This is a genomic window from Pseudonocardia charpentierae, from assembly GCF_031845345.1.
Lineage (GTDB): Bacteria > Actinomycetota > Actinomycetes > Mycobacteriales > Pseudonocardiaceae > Pseudonocardia > Pseudonocardia charpentierae.
This window is the reverse complement of record NZ_JAVREJ010000019.1, coordinates 35,024-52,677: the sequence shown is the minus strand read 5'-3', so window position 1 is coordinate 52,677 and position 17,654 is coordinate 35,024. Positions and strand designations below refer to the sequence as shown.

The 17,654-nt window shown below is 71.6% G+C and carries 20 protein-coding genes, 1 tRNA gene, 1 other RNA gene and 1 pseudogene; 10 read left to right on the top strand and 13 right to left on the bottom strand.

The window, feature by feature from the left end:
- Window positions 1-50 precede the first annotated feature (50 nt).
- The 7 genes and pseudogenes from RM445_RS23665 to RM445_RS23640 all read right to left on the bottom strand — a co-directional run bounded on the left by RM445_RS23665 (window position 51) and on the right by RM445_RS23640 (window position 4,455).
- Entirely contained in the window at window positions 51-800 is a 750-nt protein-coding gene (locus RM445_RS23665; protein ID WP_311559035.1) for an amino acid ABC transporter ATP-binding protein, read from the bottom strand.
- Window positions 797-1,672: an amino acid ABC transporter permease gene (locus tag RM445_RS23660; RefSeq protein WP_311559034.1), complete on the bottom strand. Its 876-nt coding sequence runs from the start codon at window positions 1,670-1,672 to the stop codon at window positions 797-799. The genes RM445_RS23665 and RM445_RS23660 overlap by 4 nt, the downstream gene beginning before the upstream one ends.
- On the bottom strand, window positions 1,633-2,508 hold the full coding sequence (locus RM445_RS23655; protein WP_311559033.1) for an ABC transporter substrate-binding protein: 876 nt from the start codon (window positions 2,506-2,508) through the stop codon (window positions 1,633-1,635). The genes RM445_RS23660 and RM445_RS23655 overlap by 40 nt, the downstream gene beginning before the upstream one ends.
- 61 nt (window positions 2,509-2,569) lie before the next feature.
- A complete protein-coding gene (locus tag RM445_RS23650; RefSeq protein ID WP_311559032.1) occupies window positions 2,570-2,998 on the bottom strand; it encodes a phosphatase domain-containing protein in 429 nt (142 codons plus the stop codon).
- Between the two features lie 26 nt (window positions 2,999-3,024).
- Complete coding sequence (locus tag RM445_RS23645) at window positions 3,025-3,282, bottom strand: hypothetical protein (RefSeq protein ID WP_311559031.1); 258 nt, start codon at window positions 3,280-3,282, stop codon at window positions 3,025-3,027.
- A gap of 25 nt (window positions 3,283-3,307) precedes the next feature.
- Window positions 3,308-3,664: pseudogene (locus RM445_RS32465) on the bottom strand (maleylpyruvate isomerase family mycothiol-dependent enzyme); the annotation flags it as partial.
- Between the two features lie 20 nt (window positions 3,665-3,684).
- Entirely contained in the window at window positions 3,685-4,455 is a 771-nt protein-coding gene (locus RM445_RS23640) for an alpha/beta fold hydrolase (RefSeq protein WP_311559030.1), read from the bottom strand.
- A 137-nt stretch (window positions 4,456-4,592) separates the two neighbouring features.
- Here RM445_RS23640 and RM445_RS23635 point away from each other — a divergent pair, with 137 nt between their 5' ends.
- Both RM445_RS23635 and RM445_RS23630 read left to right on the top strand, forming a co-directional pair.
- Window positions 4,593-5,498: an alpha/beta fold hydrolase gene (locus RM445_RS23635; RefSeq protein WP_311559029.1), complete on the top strand. Its 906-nt coding sequence runs from the start codon at window positions 4,593-4,595 to the stop codon at window positions 5,496-5,498.
- A gap of 65 nt (window positions 5,499-5,563) precedes the next feature.
- On the top strand, window positions 5,564-6,154 hold the full coding sequence (locus tag RM445_RS23630) for a DinB family protein (protein ID WP_311559028.1): 591 nt from the start codon (window positions 5,564-5,566) through the stop codon (window positions 6,152-6,154).
- Window positions 6,155-6,280: 126 nt separating this feature from the next.
- On the opposite strand, the gene RM445_RS23625 is transcribed toward RM445_RS23630, so the two are convergent.
- Both RM445_RS23625 and RM445_RS23620 read right to left on the bottom strand, forming a co-directional pair.
- Window positions 6,281-6,718 (bottom strand): transglutaminase domain-containing protein, encoded by a 438-nt coding sequence (locus RM445_RS23625; protein WP_311559027.1) that lies wholly within the window; start codon window positions 6,716-6,718, stop codon window positions 6,281-6,283.
- Window positions 6,719-6,886: 168 nt separating this feature from the next.
- Window positions 6,887-6,974, bottom strand: a tRNA-Ser gene (locus RM445_RS23620).
- 52 nt (window positions 6,975-7,026) lie between these two features.
- Between RM445_RS23620 and ffs the strand changes: the two genes are divergently transcribed.
- Together ffs and RM445_RS23610 are read left to right on the top strand one after the other, a co-directional pair.
- An RNA gene (ffs, locus tag RM445_RS23615) (signal recognition particle sRNA small type) lies at window positions 7,027-7,121 on the top strand.
- Between the two features lie 49 nt (window positions 7,122-7,170).
- Complete coding sequence (locus RM445_RS23610) at window positions 7,171-9,369, top strand: DNA polymerase III subunit gamma and tau (protein ID WP_311559026.1); 2,199 nt, start codon at window positions 7,171-7,173, stop codon at window positions 9,367-9,369.
- 57 nt (window positions 9,370-9,426) lie between these two features.
- On the opposite strand, the gene RM445_RS23605 is transcribed toward RM445_RS23610, so the two are convergent.
- Complete coding sequence (locus RM445_RS23605) at window positions 9,427-10,257, bottom strand: N-acetylmuramoyl-L-alanine amidase (RefSeq protein WP_311559025.1); 831 nt, start codon at window positions 10,255-10,257, stop codon at window positions 9,427-9,429.
- Window positions 10,258-10,334: 77 nt separating this feature from the next.
- Here RM445_RS23605 and RM445_RS23600 point away from each other — a divergent pair, with 77 nt between their 5' ends.
- On the top strand, window positions 10,335-10,676 hold the full coding sequence (locus RM445_RS23600; RefSeq protein WP_311559024.1) for a YbaB/EbfC family nucleoid-associated protein: 342 nt from the start codon (window positions 10,335-10,337) through the stop codon (window positions 10,674-10,676).
- 7 nt (window positions 10,677-10,683) lie between these two features.
- Window positions 10,684-11,301 (top strand): recombination mediator RecR, encoded by a 618-nt coding sequence (gene recR, locus RM445_RS23595; protein WP_311559023.1) that lies wholly within the window; start codon window positions 10,684-10,686, stop codon window positions 11,299-11,301.
- 34 nt (window positions 11,302-11,335) lie between these two features.
- Here recR and RM445_RS23590 read toward each other — a convergent pair whose 3' ends face one another.
- Window positions 11,336-11,518 carry a hypothetical protein gene (locus RM445_RS23590; protein ID WP_311559022.1) on the bottom strand — a complete coding sequence of 61 codons (183 nt, stop codon included), beginning with the start codon at window positions 11,516-11,518 and terminating at the stop codon, window positions 11,336-11,338.
- 353 nt (window positions 11,519-11,871) lie between these two features.
- Between RM445_RS23590 and RM445_RS23585 the strand changes: the two genes are divergently transcribed.
- Together RM445_RS23585 and RM445_RS23580 are read left to right on the top strand one after the other, a co-directional pair.
- Window positions 11,872-12,789: a helix-turn-helix domain-containing protein gene (locus tag RM445_RS23585; protein WP_311559021.1), complete on the top strand. Its 918-nt coding sequence runs from the start codon at window positions 11,872-11,874 to the stop codon at window positions 12,787-12,789.
- Entirely contained in the window at window positions 12,767-12,952 is a 186-nt protein-coding gene (locus tag RM445_RS23580; RefSeq protein WP_311559020.1) for a DUF397 domain-containing protein, read from the top strand. The genes RM445_RS23585 and RM445_RS23580 overlap by 23 nt, the downstream gene beginning before the upstream one ends.
- Here RM445_RS23580 and RM445_RS23575 read toward each other — a convergent pair whose 3' ends face one another.
- Window positions 12,953-13,510 (bottom strand): DedA family protein, encoded by a 558-nt coding sequence (locus RM445_RS23575; RefSeq protein ID WP_311559019.1) that lies wholly within the window; start codon window positions 13,508-13,510, stop codon window positions 12,953-12,955.
- A 330-nt stretch (window positions 13,511-13,840) separates the two neighbouring features.
- Here RM445_RS23575 and pdxR point away from each other — a divergent pair, with 330 nt between their 5' ends.
- Window positions 13,841-15,268: a MocR-like pyridoxine biosynthesis transcription factor PdxR gene (gene pdxR, locus RM445_RS23570; protein ID WP_311559018.1), complete on the top strand. Its 1,428-nt coding sequence runs from the start codon at window positions 13,841-13,843 to the stop codon at window positions 15,266-15,268.
- Window positions 15,269-15,275: 7 nt separating this feature from the next.
- On the opposite strand, the gene leuA is transcribed toward pdxR, so the two are convergent.
- Complete coding sequence (leuA, locus tag RM445_RS23565; protein ID WP_311559017.1) at window positions 15,276-17,057, bottom strand: 2-isopropylmalate synthase; 1,782 nt, start codon at window positions 17,055-17,057, stop codon at window positions 15,276-15,278.
- A 237-nt stretch (window positions 17,058-17,294) separates the two neighbouring features.
- On the opposite strand from leuA, the gene RM445_RS23560 reads away from it, so the two are divergent.
- Complete coding sequence (locus RM445_RS23560; protein ID WP_311559016.1) at window positions 17,295-17,591, top strand: hypothetical protein; 297 nt, start codon at window positions 17,295-17,297, stop codon at window positions 17,589-17,591.
- Window positions 17,592-17,654: the final 63 nt, after the last annotated feature.

Here is a 17,654-nt window from a genome sequence, read left to right as displayed (position 1 = left end):
CGATAGAGCACGAATCGCCCCGTCAACCCCGGGTTCAGCAGTGATCGCTCTCAGGTCAACCGGCCCGCCTCCACGAGGTGGGTGAGGAACCGCCGGGTGCGCTCGTGGACGGGGTCGCCGAGTACCCGTGCGGGCGGGCCGGACTCCAGAACCCGGCCGCCGTCGAGGAAGCAGACCGTGTCGGCCACCTGCTTGGCGAAGCCCATCTCGTGAGTGGCCATGAGGATCGTCATGCCGCCCGCGGCCAGCTCGCGGACGATCGCGAGCACCTCGCCCACCAGCTCCGGGTCGAGGGCCGAGGTGATCTCGTCGAGCAGCAGCAGCCGTGGCCGCACCGCCAGCGCCCGGGCGATCGCCACCCGCTGCTGCTGCCCGCCGGAGAGCCGGTCCGGGTGCGCCTCGGCGAACGCCTCCAGCCCGACCCGGCGGAGCAGCTCGCGGGCCCGCTCGTCGGCCTCGGCGGCGGCGACACCGTGCACCACGCGCGGGGCGAGCGTGACGTTCTGCAGCACGGTCATGTGCGGGAAGAGGTTGAACGCCTGGAAGACGATCCCCATCCGGCGCTGTGCCGCGGCCACGTCCGCGCGCGGATCCGAGACGTCGACGCCGTCGAGGAACACCTGCCCGTCGTCGATCTCCTCCAGGAGGTCGACACAGCGCAGCAGCGTCGACTTCCCCGACCCCGACGAGCCGATGAGCGCGACGACCCGGTGCTCCTCGACGGCTAGGTCGACGCCGCGCAGCACGGGCGTCGCGCCGTAGTTCTTGACGAGCCCCCTCACCTCGAGCACGGCGGTCATACGAGCCCCTGCCGACGAGCCGCGCGGGCGGCCACGGCGTCGGCGATCCGCCCGGTCGGCACCGCGAGCAGGATGAACAGCACCGCCGCGACCACGTACGGAGTGAAGTTGAACGTCCGGGCCGACACGATCTGCGCGGCCCGGATCGCGTCGACCGCGCCGAGCACGGAGATCAACCCGACGTCCTTCTGCAGCGCGACGAAGTCGTTGAGCAGCGGCGGCAGCACCCGGCGGACGGCCTGGGGGAGGATCACCAGCCGCATCGACTGGCGATGGTTGAGTCCGAGCGAGCGGGCTGCCGCGCGCTGCGAGGGATGGATCGACTCGATCCCGGCGCGGAAGACCTCGGCGACGTAGGCGGAGTAGATGAGGATCAGCGTGATCGTGCCGAGCACGGCGGTGCTGGTCGGGACGCCCTGCAGCCGCAGCGCGGGCACCCCGAAGCCGATCAGGTAGAGCGCGATCAGGAGGGGCACGCCGCGGAAGAGGTCGACGTAGCCGGTCGCGAGCGCGCGCAGCGGGAAGAACACCGGGCCGCGCAGGGTGCGCAGCACCGCGATCAGCAACCCCAGCGCCAGCACGCCGATCTCGGTGACGACCAGCACCCGGACGTTGAGCCACAGCCCTTCGAGGATCAGAGGGAGCGACGACCAGGCGATCGCGGGGTTGAGGAACGTCACCTGGACCCGCGGCCAGCCCGGAGTGCTCGTCACACCGACGACCACGGCCGCTGCGAACACGACGGTGGAGACGAGCGCGACGAGGGTCGACCGCCGGGCGCGCGAGCGGCGGTAGGCCAGTCGCTCCTGCGCGAGCGGACTGAGCTCCGGGATCACGTCAGCTCGGGGGCGCTGCCCGCCGACGTCAGCCACTGCTGCTCCAGCGCCGCCAGCGTCCCCGCCGACCGCAGCGCCTCCACCGCCTCCGACACGCACGACGTCAGCGGGCTGCCCTTGTCCAGCACCGCGCCGAACTGCTCCGGCGTCCCGGTGCCCGCGGGCAGCTGCCCGACGATCTTCGCGTTCTGCAGCTCCGCGGAGGTGATGAAGAACGCGGTCGGCAGGTCGACGACGATCGCGTCCACCTGACGGTTGGAGAGCGCCAGCTTCGCGTCGTCGTTGGTGTTGAACACCGCCGCAGGTGAGTTCGGCTTGATCACGTCGTTGATGGCGTCGTAGCTCGTGGTACCGACCTGGGCACCCAGCCGCGCGCCCGCGAGCCCGGCGACGGTGGTGGTGCCCGCGAACGCATTGTCCGAGAGCGCGACGACGGCCTGCTTCACGTCGTAGTAGGGCGCCGAGAAGTCGACGGCCTGCTTGCGCTCGTCGGTGATCGAGAACTCGGTGAGGTTGAGGTCGAAGGACTTCGGGCCGGGCGAGATCGCCGCGTTGAACGGCACGCGGGTCCAGGCGACCTTGTCCTTCGGGTAGCCGAGCTGGTCGGCGACGGCGTAGGCGACCGCGCTCTCGAAGCCCTGTCCGTTCTCCGGCGCGTCGTCGACGTACCAGGGCTGATAGACGGGCTGGTCCGTGCCGACCGTGAGCGTGTCCGGGACGAGGGTCGACAGGCCGCCCTTCGGGCATGCCGCGCCGGCCGCGGACGACGGCGCCGCGGACGGCCCGGTCGTGCTCGGCGCGTCGGCGGGCGCGCAGGCGGCCGCGAGGACGGTGGCGGCGAGGAGCAGGCCGGCTCGGGTCACGATCGTCACGCGGGGATTGTGCAGTGTGCGACCGCCCGCCGCGGGCAACGATGGGATGAAGATCGCTCCCTCACGACGTGTGCGTGGCGAACCAGCGGACCCACCGGCGCTGGCCGGGCGTCTCCACCGCGCGGCGCCGGTAGCTCCGGCGCGTCCACGCCACGGCGTCGTCGGCCGGATGGCCGGCGAGTACGGCCATGCAGGCGATGACGGTGCCGGTGCGTCCGACGCCACCACCGCAGGCGACCTCGACACGTCGCCCTGCGCGCGCCTGCTCGTAGGCGCCGACGATGCTGGCAGCGGCCTGCTCCGGGTCGCGGGGGAGGCGGAAGTCCGGCCAGTCCAGCCACTCGGCGGGCCACTCGGGCTGCCAGCGGCCGGGCTTGCCGAGGTAGAGCCCGAACTCCGGCAGCGGCCCCGGCGGCAGCGGCCCGCGTCGCCCGCGGCCACGTACTGGCGTGCCGTCCGGCAGGGCGATCGCGGCGACGAGTCCGGTCACGGCGACAGCGTGCCGCACGAGGGCTGTCAGGCGGCCAGCCGGTGTCGCAGAAAGGGCACGCCGTCGCCCTCGAGGTCGGCCAACGCCACGGGCCGGCCGGTCATCGCGAGCGCCAGCGCCTCGCCCGGGCCGGTCACCTCGGCTCCGTCGCCCGACCGCCAGTCGAGGTCGGTCGCGTGGAAGCGGAGCCCGTCCAGCCGCCCCTTGGGGACGAACCCGCGGCGGGCGGTGGGGGAGACAAGGAAGTCGAGCACCATCCGCCAGTCGTCGGGCGGGGGCGTCACGTCGAGCCCGAGCGGGCGGCCGCGTCGCGCAGGTGGATGCAGCTGTCGGCCATCGGTCCCATCGCGCCGACGCCGGGTGGACGACCCGGGAGTCCGCCTTCTCCCGCAGGGTCGTCACCATCGCGTCCGGTCCCCGCCGGGCCAGGTTCCGGCTGGTCATGTCGACGGCCCGGTCCGCCGACCCGCGGGCCCGCACCAGCGTCAGGAGGAATCCGGGGATGCTCGCCTCCATCGGCATGATCAGGTGGCCTGCGAGCTCGCGCACCGTCCACGCGGCGCACAGGGTCGGTGTGCTCCACTGCTCCGGGGTGAGGCCGGCGAGCAGGTCGGCGGAGCGGCGGCGGTTGGCCGCGGTACGTCGGAAGAGATCGTCGTTGTCCATCGCCGCCGACGGTAGCGATCTCAGCGCAGGAAGCCGACGGTGCGGTCGCTCCAGGTCCGGAGCTCGTGCGGCGTCCGGGCGACGTGCAGCGTGGAGCCGGGAATCAGCTCGTGCAGCCGCTCGGCGGTGGCGACGGGGTGCCCCGGGTCGCCGTCCCACGACAGGATCAGCGTCGGCTTGCGAATCTCGCTGATCGCCTCGGGTGGCGGGAGGTCCGACGACGCGGCTCCGCGCATGACCGTGGGGAGCAGCGCCTCGTCGATGTCGACCGGACCTTCCGGCGTCTCGGCGAGGACCGGCGGCCGGGGCTGCACCCGCATCCCGCGCAGGAACGCCTCCTTGCCGTTGCGCTCGACGAACAGCGCCCCGGCCCGGTAGACGCCGGCCTGCGCGGCGCGGCTCGCCCACGCCGTCGGCGGGCAGGTGAGCACGAGCCGGTCGAAGCGGTCGGGGGCGAGCGTCACCCCGTGCAGGAGCGTGGCCGTCCCCATCGACGCGCCGACGCCGCTGACCGGCTCCTCGACCCCCAGCTCGTCGAGAAGCGCGAGCAGGTCGAGAGCGAGGTTCGGCCAGGCATAGTCGCTCTCGACCTTCTCCCCGCCGGACCGCCCGTGCCCGCGTGCGTCGAAGCGGACCACCCGCCGCCCGGCCCGGACGAGGCGCTCGGCATCGAAGGCCCCGGTGGCGTCGTCGCCGGCGCGGCTGCCGGTGAGGCCGTGGAGGCGGACGACGACGGGCCCCGTTCCCTCGTCGTCGTAGGCGATCCGCACACCGCGGACGAGGGTGTCCATGGCGCCCATTCTGCAGGGCACACGGGCGACGGTGGTCCGGCCGGCGGGCACGAAAAAGTCGCCCTGCGCTCCCTGGCGCGATAAAGTCGCCCGACTATCACGCGCCATATCGCGCCGAAACGTATCGGAGTATGACGATGGCCTACGCCGTGTTGCCAGCGGGAGAGACGAAGAAGGTGAGAACTCCGGATGGCCGCGATCTCGCGTATCTGGAGTTCGGGCAACCCGGTTCGCCTCTCGTCATCCACAACCACGGTGGGCCGAGCAGTCGACTCGAGGGGACGTTGTTGGCGAGTGGCGCGATCAGTCACGGTTTGCGCCTGGTGAGCGTCGATCGACCGGGGAACGGTCGATCCAGCCCGCAGAAGGACCGCACGTACAAGGGCTGGGCCGACGACCTCATGACCGTGGCCGATGCTCTCGGGTATCAGCAGTTCGGCGTGTCCGGCTGGTCGGAGGGTGGGCCTTGGGCGCTGGCCGCCGCCGCCTACATCGACCCGAGCCGGCTGCGCCACGTCTCCTACATCGCCGGTGCGGCGTATGGGGCATTCGGCGACAACTCGGCAGCGCAGTACCTGGACAAGGTCGACGCACTGGGTGGGCAGCTCGCGCTCCACCACAGGATGGCTTTCCACCTCATGTACGAACTCCTCGAGCTGGATGCTGTTCATTTCCGCAAGTCGTACATCAAGACGCTGATCAAGATGGTCAACGAGCGCGATGCGAAGTTGTTGGAGGATCCGACCATTGCCGAGGCCTTCGCGGACTCGTCCGCCGAGTGCTTCGCGCAGGGTTCCACGGCACTGGTGCAGGATGCCGAGCTCATCTACCGCAGATGGCCTTTTGATGTGACGAAGATCGAGCGCTCTGTCCACATGTGGCAAGGAATGGAAGACCATCTGGTGCCCTACCGTATCAATCAGGAGGTTTCGCAACGTATGCCGGGAGCCGTCTGGCATCCGGTCGAAGGGGAAGACCACTTCATGCCGATTCCCGCAAGCGCCGACGTATTCGCCGTCGCAGCCCGAGAGCTCGGCGTCTAGTTCGAGCCGCAGCTGTCCGACCAGTCCGGTGCGGGCGTATGGCTGGAGCTGCCACCCTGTTGAACATGACCCGGAGGGATCCGAAGGAAGACCTGCACGACTATCTGCGCGACGCCCGGAGGGCCGTTCTCTGGAAGTCGGAGGGACTCAGCGAGTACGACGTCCGTCGACCGATGGTGCCCACCGGCACGAACCTCCTCGGTCTGGTCAAGCACCTCGCGACCGTCGAGTGGGGCCACTTCGGCGCCGCGTTCGGCCGGCCCTTCGAGGAGTCGCTGCCCTGGGTGAACGACGAGGCGGAACCGAACGCCGACATGTGGGCCACCGCCGACGAGTCGCGCGACCACATCGTCGGGCTGTACCGACGAATCGCGGCGCACTCCGACGCCGTCATCGATGCCCTGCCGCTGGACGCCGTCGGCCACGTGCCGTGGTGGCCGCCGGAGTTCAGCGAGGTGACGCTGAACCGGATCCTGGTGCACACGATCGCCGAAACTCATCGGCACGCCGGCCACGCGGACATCGTCCGCGAACTCGTCGACGGGTCGGTCGGGTTCCTCGACGGCATCGACGTCATGCCGAGCGGTGACGGGGCTTGGTGGGCGCGCTATCGCGATCGCGTGGAGCAGGCCGCGCGGGAGGCCGGTCCGGCGTGAGAACCCGGACGCGCAGTTCAGAATGGTTCTGACGGGTCGAGCAAGGCGTTGTGGACCTGGTGAGGGACACGCACGCGGTCGTCGTCGCGGTAGGTCTGGCGCAACTGGTCGAACGACGCGTCAGGCTCACGGATCAACAGCGCGAGCTGGGTCGAAGAAGGCGAGTCGGTCGGCGTCGAGTTGCTGGTCGGGGCCGGGTTGGGCGCCCCAGACGTCCCACGACAGCATCTCCGTCTTGTTCAGGGCCGCGAGGAACTGATCGCGCGGAACGTCGAGCACGTCGAAGCCGATGCCGAGACGCTGGCACCACACCTCGTCGAGCTGGGCGTCCACGAGTTGCCAGCGTTCCTCGGAAGCGTTCCAGTACTCACAGACGATGTGGTCCTCGTAGTGCCCGGCGTTGACGTAGGCCGCGAAGCCGTAGCGGGCCCGGGCAGGTATCCCTTTCGCGCGCAACGGACCGAGCAGGAGCAGGGTGAAGTTGCGGCACCGGCAGGCGAGCCGCTGGTCCGGCGGACGGGCCTCGGCCAGACCGTGTCCGTCGCCCGTCAACTCGTCGAGCATCTCCGCATACCGGCGGGTATGAATCTTCGCATGGCGATCGCCCCCGGCTCGGCGTAGAAGGCACGGACAGCCTCGTGATCAGTCACGATCAGCCCTCCTCGACTGAGCCCGAACGCAGACGCCGGGCGAGCCCCTGGCGGGGCTGCCCGGCGTTCGTGCTGGTCCAGCTGGCGGAGGATGCGGGATTCGAACCCGCGAGGGCGTGAACCCAACACGCTTTCCAAGCGTGCGCCATAGGCCACTAGGCGAATCCTCCGCGTCGGAGCTTAGCCTCCCCGCTGCGGCCGCCGGCGACCGGCTATGCTCGTCCCCGGGTCCACGTGACGTGCATCCTGTGAACTCCCCCAGGGCCGGAAGGCAGCAAGGGTCAACAGGCTCTGACGGGTGCGTGGGCCCGCTTTCTTCTCCGGGTACCGCCCCACCGCAGGCCCGGCGGTCGGTAGCCTCGCTGCGTGGCGCTGGCTCTGTACCGGAAGTACCGTCCGGCGCGGTTCGCCGACGTCGTCGGTCAGGAGCACGTCACCGGGCCGTTGCGCATCGCGCTCGAGGCCGGTCGGATCAACCACGCGTACCTGTTCTCCGGGCCCCGCGGCTGCGGCAAGACGTCGTCGGCCCGCATCCTCGCCCGCTCGCTGAACTGCGTGAACGGGCCGACGCCGGATCCGTGTGGGGTCTGCTCGTCGTGCGTCGCGCTCGCGCCCGAGGGGCCGGGGAACATCGACGTCGTCGAGCTGGACGCCGCGTCGCACGGTGGGGTCGACGACGCCCGCGAGCTGCGCGACCGCGCCTTCTACGCACCGGCCGAGTCGCGGTACCGGGTGTTCATCGTCGACGAGGCGCACATGGTCACCACGCAGGGCTTCAACGCCCTGCTCAAGATCGTCGAGGAGCCGCCGGACCACCTCGTCTTCGTCTTCGCGACCACCGAGCCGGAGAAGGTGCTGCCGACGATCCGGTCGCGCACGCACCACTACCCGTTCCGGTTGATCCCGCCGAGCACGCTGCGGGCCCTGTTGGAGCGGATCTGCGCCGAGGAGGGCGCCGTCGTCGCTCCGGCGGTGTTCCCGCTGGTCCTGCGGGCGGGTGGGGGATCGGCGCGCGACACGTTGTCGATACTCGATCAACTCCTGGCCGGTGCGGGGCCGGAGGGGGTCACCTACGAGCGGGCGGTGGCGCTGCTCGGCGTCACGGACGTCGCGCTGATCGACGACGTCGTGGACGCGCTGGCGGCCGGCGACCGGGCGGCGGTGTTCGAGGGCGTCGACCGGCTCGTCGAGGCCGGCCTGGACCCGCGCCGCTTCGCCGCGGACCTGCTCCAGCGCCTGCGCGACCTCACGCTCGTGCAGGCGATCCCGGACGCGGCTCAGCGCGGCCTCGTGGACGTCGCCGCCGACGAGGTCGAGCGCATGGTGGAGCAATCGGAGCGGCTGGGACCCGCGACGCTCGTCCGCTACGGCGAGATCCTGCACGCCGGCCTGATCGAGATGCGGGGGGCGACCGCGCCGCGTCTGCTGCTGGAGCTGCTGTGCGCGCGCATGCTGCTCCCGGCAGCGACGGCGTCGGAACCCTCGTTGCTGGAGCGGCTGGAGCGGATCGAGCTCCGCGCGTCGATCGCGGCGGCGCCGGTGCCGCACGGGGAGACCGCGGCGGCACCGCCCCCGGAGCCCGGTGACACGCAGTCGGCCGCGGCGCGACGCACCTTCACGCGGCGCCGGGCAGTGGCCGGCTCACCGGGCGAACAGGATCGGCCGGAGGTCGCGACCGGCCCCGCTGCCAGGGAGTCCGCGGTCCCTGTGCCGACGGCGGCCCCTGAGGCGCCTTCCACCACCCCTGCGCCGGAGCGGCAGGGTGCGGACGAGGTGGAGCGCACCGAGCCCGCGCCCGTCACCGCTGAGCCGGCCGACGGCGTCGCGCCGCGGCCGCAGGCGATCCCGGAGGAGCCCGCCCCGGAGCAGGCGGCCGAGCAGCCCACCCCGGCTCAGCCGGATCCGGCTGCAGCACGTGCCGGCGGGGCACCTGTCTCCGCGGACGACCACGGCACGCCTGCTCGCGACGACCGCCGCGCTCCGCAGCAGCCCGTCGACGTTCCCCCCGCCGCACCGGCGTCGATCGACGCCGCGGCCGTCCGGCGGGTCTGGTCGGAGATCCTCGCCGCCGCCAAGCAGCGCAGCCGCAGCACCGGTGCGCTGCTGGTCAACGCGACCGTCCGCGCCATCGAGGGCGACGTCATCGTGCTGGCGATCGGCTCGGAGCCACTGGCCCGCCGCCTGTCGGAGCAGCGCAACACCGACGTGATCGCCGACGCACTACACGCCGTGCTCGGGGTCCGGTGGCGGGTGCGCTGCGATCACGGCGATGCCCCTCCGGCCGCCTCGGCGCGCCCCGCGGCGTCGCGCGCCCCCGCTCCGCCTCAGCGACCGTCGCGCCCGGCTCCGGCGCGGCCGGCTCCGACCCGCCGCTCAGCGCCGGAAGAGGCTGAGCCGCTGCCCCCGGAGCCGCCGGACGAAGACGCCCCGCCGGACGACGAAGAGGCGATGATGGCCGAGGCCGCCGCCGACTCCGCGTCTCCGGCGGTCCGCCGCGACCCCGAGGAGGTCGCGATCGAGCTGTTGAGCGCCCAGCTCGGTGCAACGGCCATGGACCGCCGCTGATCTTCGTGAGCGTCGCCCACGGCTGTGCCTGCAGCCCTGGCGCGACGCTCACGTCGATCACGAGTCCAGGAACCGCAGGATCCCGTCCGCGATCGCCGCGGCGTAGCGGTCGCGGCCGGCCGCCGACGACACGAGCGCCGCCTCCGCGGCGTTGCGCATGTTCGCGCACTCGACCAGAGCCGTAGGCCGCGTGGACAGGTTCAGCCCGGCGAGGTCGGTGCGCGGGGAGAGGCCGTCGCGGCCGGTGTAGGTCGAGCGGGGGAAGCCGGCGGCCGCCAGGCCGTCACGCAGGTCGGCGGCCAACGTGCGGGCCGGCCCGCGCTGCGCCGCGTTGAGCGGCGGGTCGGAGTACGCCACGTGGAAGCCCTTGCCCGACGGGGCCGCGCCGTCGGCGTGGATGGAGACGACGGCGTCGGCACCGGCCCGTTCCCCGGCACTGCCGCGTTCGTCGACGCACGGGCCGACGCCGTCGTCGTCGGTGCGGGTCAGCTCCACGCGGACGCCACTGGCGACCAGGCGCTTCTCCACGCGCTGCGCGACGTCGAGCGTGAAGGCGTGCTCGGCGTAACCGGCGTCCGTCGACGTTCCCGTGGTGTTGCAGGCCTTGGTGCCGCCGCGGCCGTCCGGCACCTGCCGGTTGATCGCCGCGGGGGCGCCGGCGTTGCCCCCGTTGTGGCCGGGGTCGAGGACGACGACGCGGGGCCGGGGGGACGTCGTCGCGGCTGCGGGTGCGGCGGAGACGGTCGCGCTGGTCGGCGGCGTGCCTACCGTGGCCGGTGCGGTGGGAGAAGCCGGAGCCGGTGCTGCCGGTGGCGACGAACACGCCGCCAGGACGAGCACGGCGACGACCGTGCCGGACCGGAAGACGGAGCGCAGCAGGGCGGGCACGCCGCGAAGCCTGCCACGACTACGCTCGACAGCAGCTGACCCGCGCGGAGGCGGGCGACGACGCGAGGAGACCGCGAGTGCAACCGGGCCAGCCCGACCTGCAGATGATCATGCAGCAGGCGCAGAAGATGCAGGAGCAGCTCATCGCGGCGCAGGCCGAGCTCGCCTCGGCCGAGGTGACCGGTCAGGCCGGCAACGGCCTCGTGCAGGTGACCATGACCGCCGCCGGTGAGGTGCTCGCGGTGCGGATCGACCCGCAGGTCGTCGATCCTGACGACGTCGACACCCTCCAGGACCTCGTGGTCGGCGCGTTGCAGGACGCGGCGCGGGCCGCCCAGCAGCTGCAGGCGGAGAAGATGGGCCCGCTGGCCGGCGGCCTGGGCGGCGAAGCGGGCGGCCTCGGCCTGCCGGGTTTCTAGGCAGTAGATGTTCGAGGGGCCGGTCCAGGACCTGATCGACGAGCTCGGGCGGCTACCCGGGGTCGGTCCGAAGAGCGCCCAGCGCATCGCGTTCCACCTGCTGGCGGCGGAGCCTGCCGACGTGTCGCGGCTGCAGGACGTGCTGCAGAAGGTCAAGCAGGGCGTGCAGTTCTGCGAGGTGTGCGGCAACGTCGCGGCCGCCCGGCGCTGCCGCTACTGCTCCGACGCCCGGCGCGATCCGACGATCGTGTGCGTCGTGGAGGAGCCGAAGGACGTCCTCGCCGTGGAGCGCACCCGCGAGTTCAAGGGCCGCTACCACGTGCTGGGCGGCGCGCTCGACCCGCTGGCCGGCGTCGGGCCCGACTCGCTGCGGATCCGTGAGCTGCTCACCCGCCTCGGCGGCACCGGGCCCGCGGCGGACGAGACCGACATCACCGAGGTCATCATCGCCACCGACCCCAACACCGAGGGGGAGGCGACGGCGACCTATCTCGTGCGCCTGCTGCGCGACTTCCCGGGCCTCAGCGTCACCCGCCCGGCCTCCGGGTTGCCGATGGGTGGCGACCTCGAGTTCGCCGACGAGCTGACGCTGGGTCGTGCCCTCTCCGGCCGCCGGGCGTTGTAAGACCTGCCCGGCGGCCGGGGGCTCGCGGTGTTGATCAGATGCCGGGGAAACGGTCCCGGCCCGCGCCCAGGCGCTCGGCGCGCCTGCGCTGTTCCCAGTCGGCCCGGCGCTCCCGCGCGATCTCGCGCCAGGTCCCGGCCTGGGCCGCGTCGACGATGCCGACGACGGTGGCCAGGACGATCAGTCCGACGAGGCCGATGGCCAGAACCGCGATCACGGTGACCACCCCCGTCTGTCGAATCGGCTACCGATGAATGCTGTCGTCTTCATCCGCGTTCCCCTCGCCGTGCTCTCCTGCCCCGGCTGGTTGCCGGGAGGTCGCGCTGCCCGAAAGGTGACGGGCGGAGGGCTGGACCCAGGCGGCCCGGGTTGCGGGCGCGGGTCCGGTGGCGAAGAGGGAGGAGTGCAGGTGACGGGGACTCACGACTGCCTCCTCTCGGGAGCCGGGACGGAGGGGGAGCTCCGTCCGCTTCAAGCATCGCCTACTCCACGCAGCTATGCAATTGCATTCTGGTGAGATTGCAGTAGAACGGACGACGACGTCCAGTGGATGAGACGGAGGGATGTGGCGTGGTCGCTTCCGGACCGGCGGGTCCGCGTCGCCGACTGGGCGCCGAACTCCGCAGGCTGCGCACGGGCAAGGGCCTGCACCTGGACGCCGTGGCCCATCAGCTGCGGTGCTCCGCCTCGAAGATCTCGCGGCTGGAGACCGGGAAGGGCATTCCGAAACCGGCCGACGTCCGGGCGCTCATCCGGCTGTACGACGTCACCGGCGACGCGGAGCGCGAGATGCTCCTGCGGCTGGTGCGGGAGAGCCGCACCGAGGGGTGGTGGCAGACATACACCGAGGGCGTCGCGCCGGAGCGGTTCTTCCTCGACGCTCCTGGGCGCTACGCGGCATTGGAAACCGATGCCGTTGGCCTGCGATCGTTCGACCTGAGCATCTTGAACGGCGTCCTGCAGACCGAGGATTACGCCCGTGCGGTCATGACCGCTCAACTGCCACGACGATCGTCGGAGGAGATCGATCAGCTCGTCGAGATGCGGATGCGTCGCCAGGAGGCGCTTCACCGACCGGTACCGCTACGGCTCGACATGATCGTCGACGAATCTGCTCTGGCGAGAGTTGTCGGTTCGCGGTCCGTGATGGCGGCGCAAGTGCGCTGGCTGCTCGACCTCATGGACCTGCCCACCGTGTCGATCCGGCTCGTGGCGTTCGACGCGGGGATCCACCGCGCGCACATGGGACACTTCGTGATACTCGAAATCCCCGATGATCTAGGCTCAGACGTCGTCTACTTCGAAGGCCACGCCGGGGAGTCTTTCCTCGACGGGCCATCCGAAGTGGACGCGTACGACGACGTCTTCGCCGAGGTCAGCGGGCTCGCTCTGGATGCCCGAGCATCGCGTGCGGCCGTCCGTCGTTACCTCGACGACTACGCTCCCCGCGGAAAGGCCCAACCCTATGATCGAGTTCAAGATCAGTAGCTACTGCAACTTCGGCGGATGCGTCGAGGTCGGTCGGTCTCCTGAGGGCAGGGTCGTGGTGCGCGACACGAAGAACCGCGCGCAGGAGGCGCTGACCTTCACCGACGAGGAGTGGGTCGCGTTCGTGGCCGGCGTGAAGGCCGGGGAGTTCGACTTCGCCTGATCAGCCGGGGGTGCGCGCTGTCGCTACCCGCGACAGCAGCGCGCCGATGGCGAGGGCGATCGGCAACGCGAGCAGCGCGCCCGTGAGCGGGTTGTGGGTGACGGCGCCGCCGGCGTAGCCGAGCAGCACGAACATCGCCGACCACAGCGCCGCGCCGACCGTCGACGACACGATCACCGGCCCCAGCCGCATCCGCAGCGCGCCACACAGCAGCGTCGCGGCGACCACGCCGAACGGCACGAAGTACGACGGGACGATCACGGCCGGGCCGATCCGCCGGGCGCGGGACTCGATCCACTCGACGGCCCGCGCCCCGGACTCGCGGCGGCTCAGCCGTTCCAGCATCGCCGGACCGGCGGCGCGGCCGATCGCGTACTTGGCCAGGTCGCTGGCCAGCGAACCGGTCGCGGCCGCGGCGATGACGAACGGCAGGTGCAGCGCACCGATCGCGGCGTAGGACCCGGCGCCGACCAGCACCGGCTCGGCGGGCGCGAACGGGATGCTGGCCCACCCCAGTACGAGCAGGTAGGCGGCGATCGGGGTCACCGGGAGTCGCACTCACCCGACGGTACCGGGTACCCGTCACCCGTCCGGCCGCGCCACCCGCCCCGGCGGCCGACGGTCGTCACGCAGCGCCCACCACGAACCTCGCAGAGACTGCGCCCTCCTCGCAGAGGCAATCGACTCTGCGAGGACGCGCCCCACTCTGTGAGGACGAGACGTGCGGCGCGGCCGGCGCCTGCAGCACCCCCCGGAACTGCTGCAGGCACCGGCCGGACCGATGTGGGCGTCGAGCACCACCGCGCGAGGCTAAGAGGCCGTCGATTCATCGGGAAGGTCCAATTCCGGGCGGGTTGGCCGGGCCATTCGGCCGTTACCCTTCGTCCGATGGACCTGCACGTCAGCCTGGACGGCCCGGGCGACCTGACCGGGAAGGTCTACGGGCAGATCCGGACGGCGATCGTCGACGGCAGGCTGTCCGCGGGTGAGCGGTTGCCGTCGAGCCGCGAGCTCGCGGACCGACTGGCGGTGTCCCGCAACACGGTGGGGGTCGCGTACGACAGGCTCGCCGCGGAGGGATTCGTGCGGGCCCAGGTCGGTGCGGGCACCTTCGTGACCGACGAGCGTCCGCACCCGGCCGTCGACCGGCGGCCCGACTCCCCGCTGCGGCCGCGTGCGGTGTGGGACCGGATCGGTGAGCCACCGGCGATGGCGGACGCCGCAGTCGAGTTCGACTTCCGGGCCGGCATCCCGGACGCGACCCGGTTCCCCTACTCCACGTGGCGGGCGATGCTCGCGGAGGAGCTGCGACCGACGGCGGTCGGCACGGGGACGCACATCGACCCGGCGGGCCTTCCCGCGCTGCGGGCTGCGATCGCCCAACACATCGGCGTGTCGCGGGCCGTCCGTGCCGTGCCGGACGAGGTGTTCGTGACGAGCGGCAGCCAGCAGGCCGTCGACCTCGTCACGCGGGTCCTGATCGAACCCGGGGACACCGTCGCCATGGAGGACCCGGGTTATCTGCCGGTCCGGCGCGCCTTCGTGGCGCACGGTGCGAAGGTGGCCGACGTGCCCGTCGACGCGGAGGGCTTGGTCGTGGAGGCCCTGCCGGACCACGCGCGCCTCGTGTACGTCACTCCCTCGCACCAGTACCCGCTGGGCACGGCGATGTCCCTGCGCAGGCGCCTGGCGTTGCTGCGCTGGGCGGAGCGCACCGGAGCCGCTGTCCTCGAGGACGACTACGACAGCGAGTACCGCTACGGCGGCCGCCCGCTGGAACCGCTGCACAGCCTCGACCACACCGGCCGGGTGCTGTACGTGGGGTCGTTCTCGAAGGTGCTGCTGCCGACGCTGCGGCTGGGCTTCCTCGTCGCCCCGCCTCCACTGCGCAGCGCGCTGCGCAAGGCCAAGCACGTGACGGACTGGCACACCGAGGTCCCGGTGCAGGCCGTCGCCGCGCGCTTTCTCGCCGACGGGCACCTGAGCCGGCACGTCCGCCGCATGCGGGCGGTCTACGCCACCCGCCACCACCTGATCCGATCGCGGCTCGCCCGGTCCTTCGCGGGCAGGCTCGACGCGATCCCGTCGGTCGCGGGTCTGCACATCGCGGCATATCTGCCGACCGGGACGGACGACATGGACGTCGCCGTCAGAGCCTTCGCCGCCGGTGTCGTCCTGCAGCCGCTGTCGCGCTACCGCCAGGCGGTGTCCACGTCGCCCGGGCTGATCCTGGGCTACGGGGCGATCCCGACCGAGCGGATCGAAGAAGGGCTGCGACGCCTCGGCCGCGTCCTCGACGATCCGCCCGGTCGGTGAGCGACCGCTACCGCATCGCGCGGTTGACCGCCGACACCACGGCCTTCAGCGACGCACTCACGATCGAGCCGTTGACGCCCACGCCCCAGTACACGGTGTCCTCCACCGCGCACTCGACGTACGCCGCCGCCCGGGCGTCGTCGCCCGCCGACATCGCGTGCTCGTGGTAGTCGAGCACCCGGACGTCGAACCCGATCCCGGCCAGCGCGTCGACGAACGCCGCGATGGGGCCGTTGCCGCTGCCGGTGATCTCGTGGACGTCGGTCTCCACCCGCACCGTCGCCACGATCTCGGTGGTGCCCTCGCCGTCGGACGACAGCCGGTGGCGGATCAGCTTCAGCGGGGTGACGCGCTCGAGGAACTCCGTGTCGAAGACGTCGCGCATCTCCTTCGGCGAGACCTCGCCGCCCTCGGAGTCGGTGACCTGCTGGATCACCTTCGAGAACTCGACCTGCAGCCGGCGCGGCAGGTCCATCTGGTGCTCGGTCTTCATGACGTAGGCGACGCCGCCCTTGCCGGACTGGCTGTTCACCCGGATCACGGCCTCGTACGTGCGGCCGATGTCCTTGGGGTCGACCGGCAGGTACGGGACCTCCCACGGGTGGTCGTCGACGTCGTGCCCGGCCTCGGCGGCGGCGACGCGCATCGCGTCGAAGCCCTTGTTGATCGCGTCCTGGTGGCTGCCGGAGAACGCCGTGTAGACCAGGTCGCCGCCCCACGCGTGGCGCTCGTGCACGGGCAGCTGGTTGCAGTACTCGACGGTGCGGCGGATCTCGTCGATGTCCGAGAAGTCGATCTGCGGGTCGATGCCCTGGGTGAACAGGTTCATGCCCAGGGTCACGAGATCGACGTTGCCGGTGCGCTCGCCGTTGCCGAACAGGCACCCCTCGATCCGGTCCGCGCCGGCCTGGTAACCCAGCTCGGCCGCTGCGACACCGGTACCGCGGTCGTTGTGCGGGTGCAGCGAGAGCACGATCCCGTCGCGGCGCTCCAGGTGGCGGTGCATCCACTCGATCGAGTCGGCGTAGACGTTCGGCGTGGCCATCTCGACCGTGGCCGGCAGGTTGACGATCATCGGCGACTCGGCGGTCGGCTGCCAGATCGCGGAGACGGCGTTGCAGACCTCGACGGCGTACTCCAGCTCCGTGCCGGTGTACGACTCGGGGGAGTACTGGAAGCGCCAGTCGGTGGACGGGTACTTCTCGCTGAAGCGCAGCACGTCTTCGGCGCCGTTGGTGGCGATCTTGCGGATGCCCGGCCGGTCCGACCGGAAGACGACGCGGCGCTGCAGGATCGACGTCGAGTTGTAGAGGTGGACGATCGCCCGCGGGGCGCCCTCGCAGGCCTCGTACGTGCGCTCGATCAGCTCGGGGCGGGCCTGGGTCAACACCTGGATCGTGACGTCGTCCGGGATCGAGTCGCTGGTGATGATCTCGCGGACGAAGTCGAAGTCGGTCTGGCTCGCCGACGGGAAGCCGACCTCGATCTCCTTGTAGCCCATGCGGACGAGCAGCTCGAACATGCGGCGCTTGCGCGCGGGGCTCATGGGGTCGATCAGGGCCTGGTTGCCGTCGCGCAGGTCCACCGCGCACCACAGCGGCGCCTTGGTGATCCGTACGTCCGGCCAGGTGCGGTCGGGCAGCGAGACGGGCTCGATCAGCTCGTGGAAGGGCTTGTAGCGGTGGACGGGCATCTGCGAGGCGCGCTGGGTGTTCCAGGCGGGCTGACCCTCGGGGACCGGGCCTGCGGGGGTGCGCACGCGGCTCGGGGCGGGAACGGGATGACTCACGGCTCTTGACTCCAGTGGGTGTGCCGGATCAGGACGAGACCGGCGCACGCGCCACTACCCGCGACGAGGGGCCGGTCGGTCAGACCCCGCCGCGGCGGCGAAGGAGCAGTCGCACCACGCCGCCGAGGGTAGACCCCACCCCGGGGGCGCGGGCAACCCGGGAGCGACGCGCATCTCACCCGGCCGGGTCGCGATCTGGAAGGATGAACGCGGCAACCGAGACCGGGAGGTTCACGCGTGGCGGGAGCGGCGGCCCGGGTCGGCGACACGCTGGCCCGTGTGCTGCGGACGATCGGCTACACCATCGTGGCGATCGTGGTGCTGCACATCGTGCTGACCCTGCTGCAGGCCAATCCGGCCAACGCCGTCGCGGCGCTGATCGCGCGGCTGGCCGAGACCTTCGACCTGGGGTTGTCGAACCTCTTCCTGGTGCCCGACCCGATGCTCGCCGTGGCACTCAACTACGGCGCAGCCGCGCTCGCCTGGTTGCTGATCACGGCGGTCGTGGTCCGGCTCGCCTCGCGGATCGGCTGAACACCCCAGGTACAGTGGCCTACCGACCGGGCTCCCCTGTGGAGCTTCGACAACGTGTTCACC

What these genes read in the sequence shown, in the direction of transcription:
- RM445_RS23665 (WP_311559035.1), bottom strand. Translation starts at nt 800, where the DNA reads ATGACCGCCGTGCTCGAGGTGAGGGGGCTCGTCAAGAACTACGGCGCG.
- RM445_RS23640 (WP_311559030.1), bottom strand. Translation starts at nt 4,455, where the DNA reads ATGGACACCCTCGTCCGCGGTGTGCGGATCGCCTACGACGACGAGGGA.
- RM445_RS23635 (WP_311559029.1), top strand. Translation starts at nt 4,593, where the DNA reads ATGGCCTACGCCGTGTTGCCAGCGGGAGAGACGAAGAAGGTGAGAACT.
- RM445_RS23630 (WP_311559028.1), top strand. Translation starts at nt 5,564, where the DNA reads ATGACCCGGAGGGATCCGAAGGAAGACCTGCACGACTATCTGCGCGAC.
- RM445_RS23625 (WP_311559027.1), bottom strand. Translation starts at nt 6,718, where the DNA reads ATGCTCGACGAGTTGACGGGCGACGGACACGGTCTGGCCGAGGCCCGT.
- recR (WP_311559023.1), top strand. Translation starts at nt 10,684, where the DNA reads ATGTTCGAGGGGCCGGTCCAGGACCTGATCGACGAGCTCGGGCGGCTA.
- RM445_RS23580 (WP_311559020.1), top strand. Translation starts at nt 12,767, where the DNA reads ATGATCGAGTTCAAGATCAGTAGCTACTGCAACTTCGGCGGATGCGTC.
- pdxR (WP_311559018.1), top strand. Translation starts at nt 13,841, where the DNA reads ATGGACCTGCACGTCAGCCTGGACGGCCCGGGCGACCTGACCGGGAAG.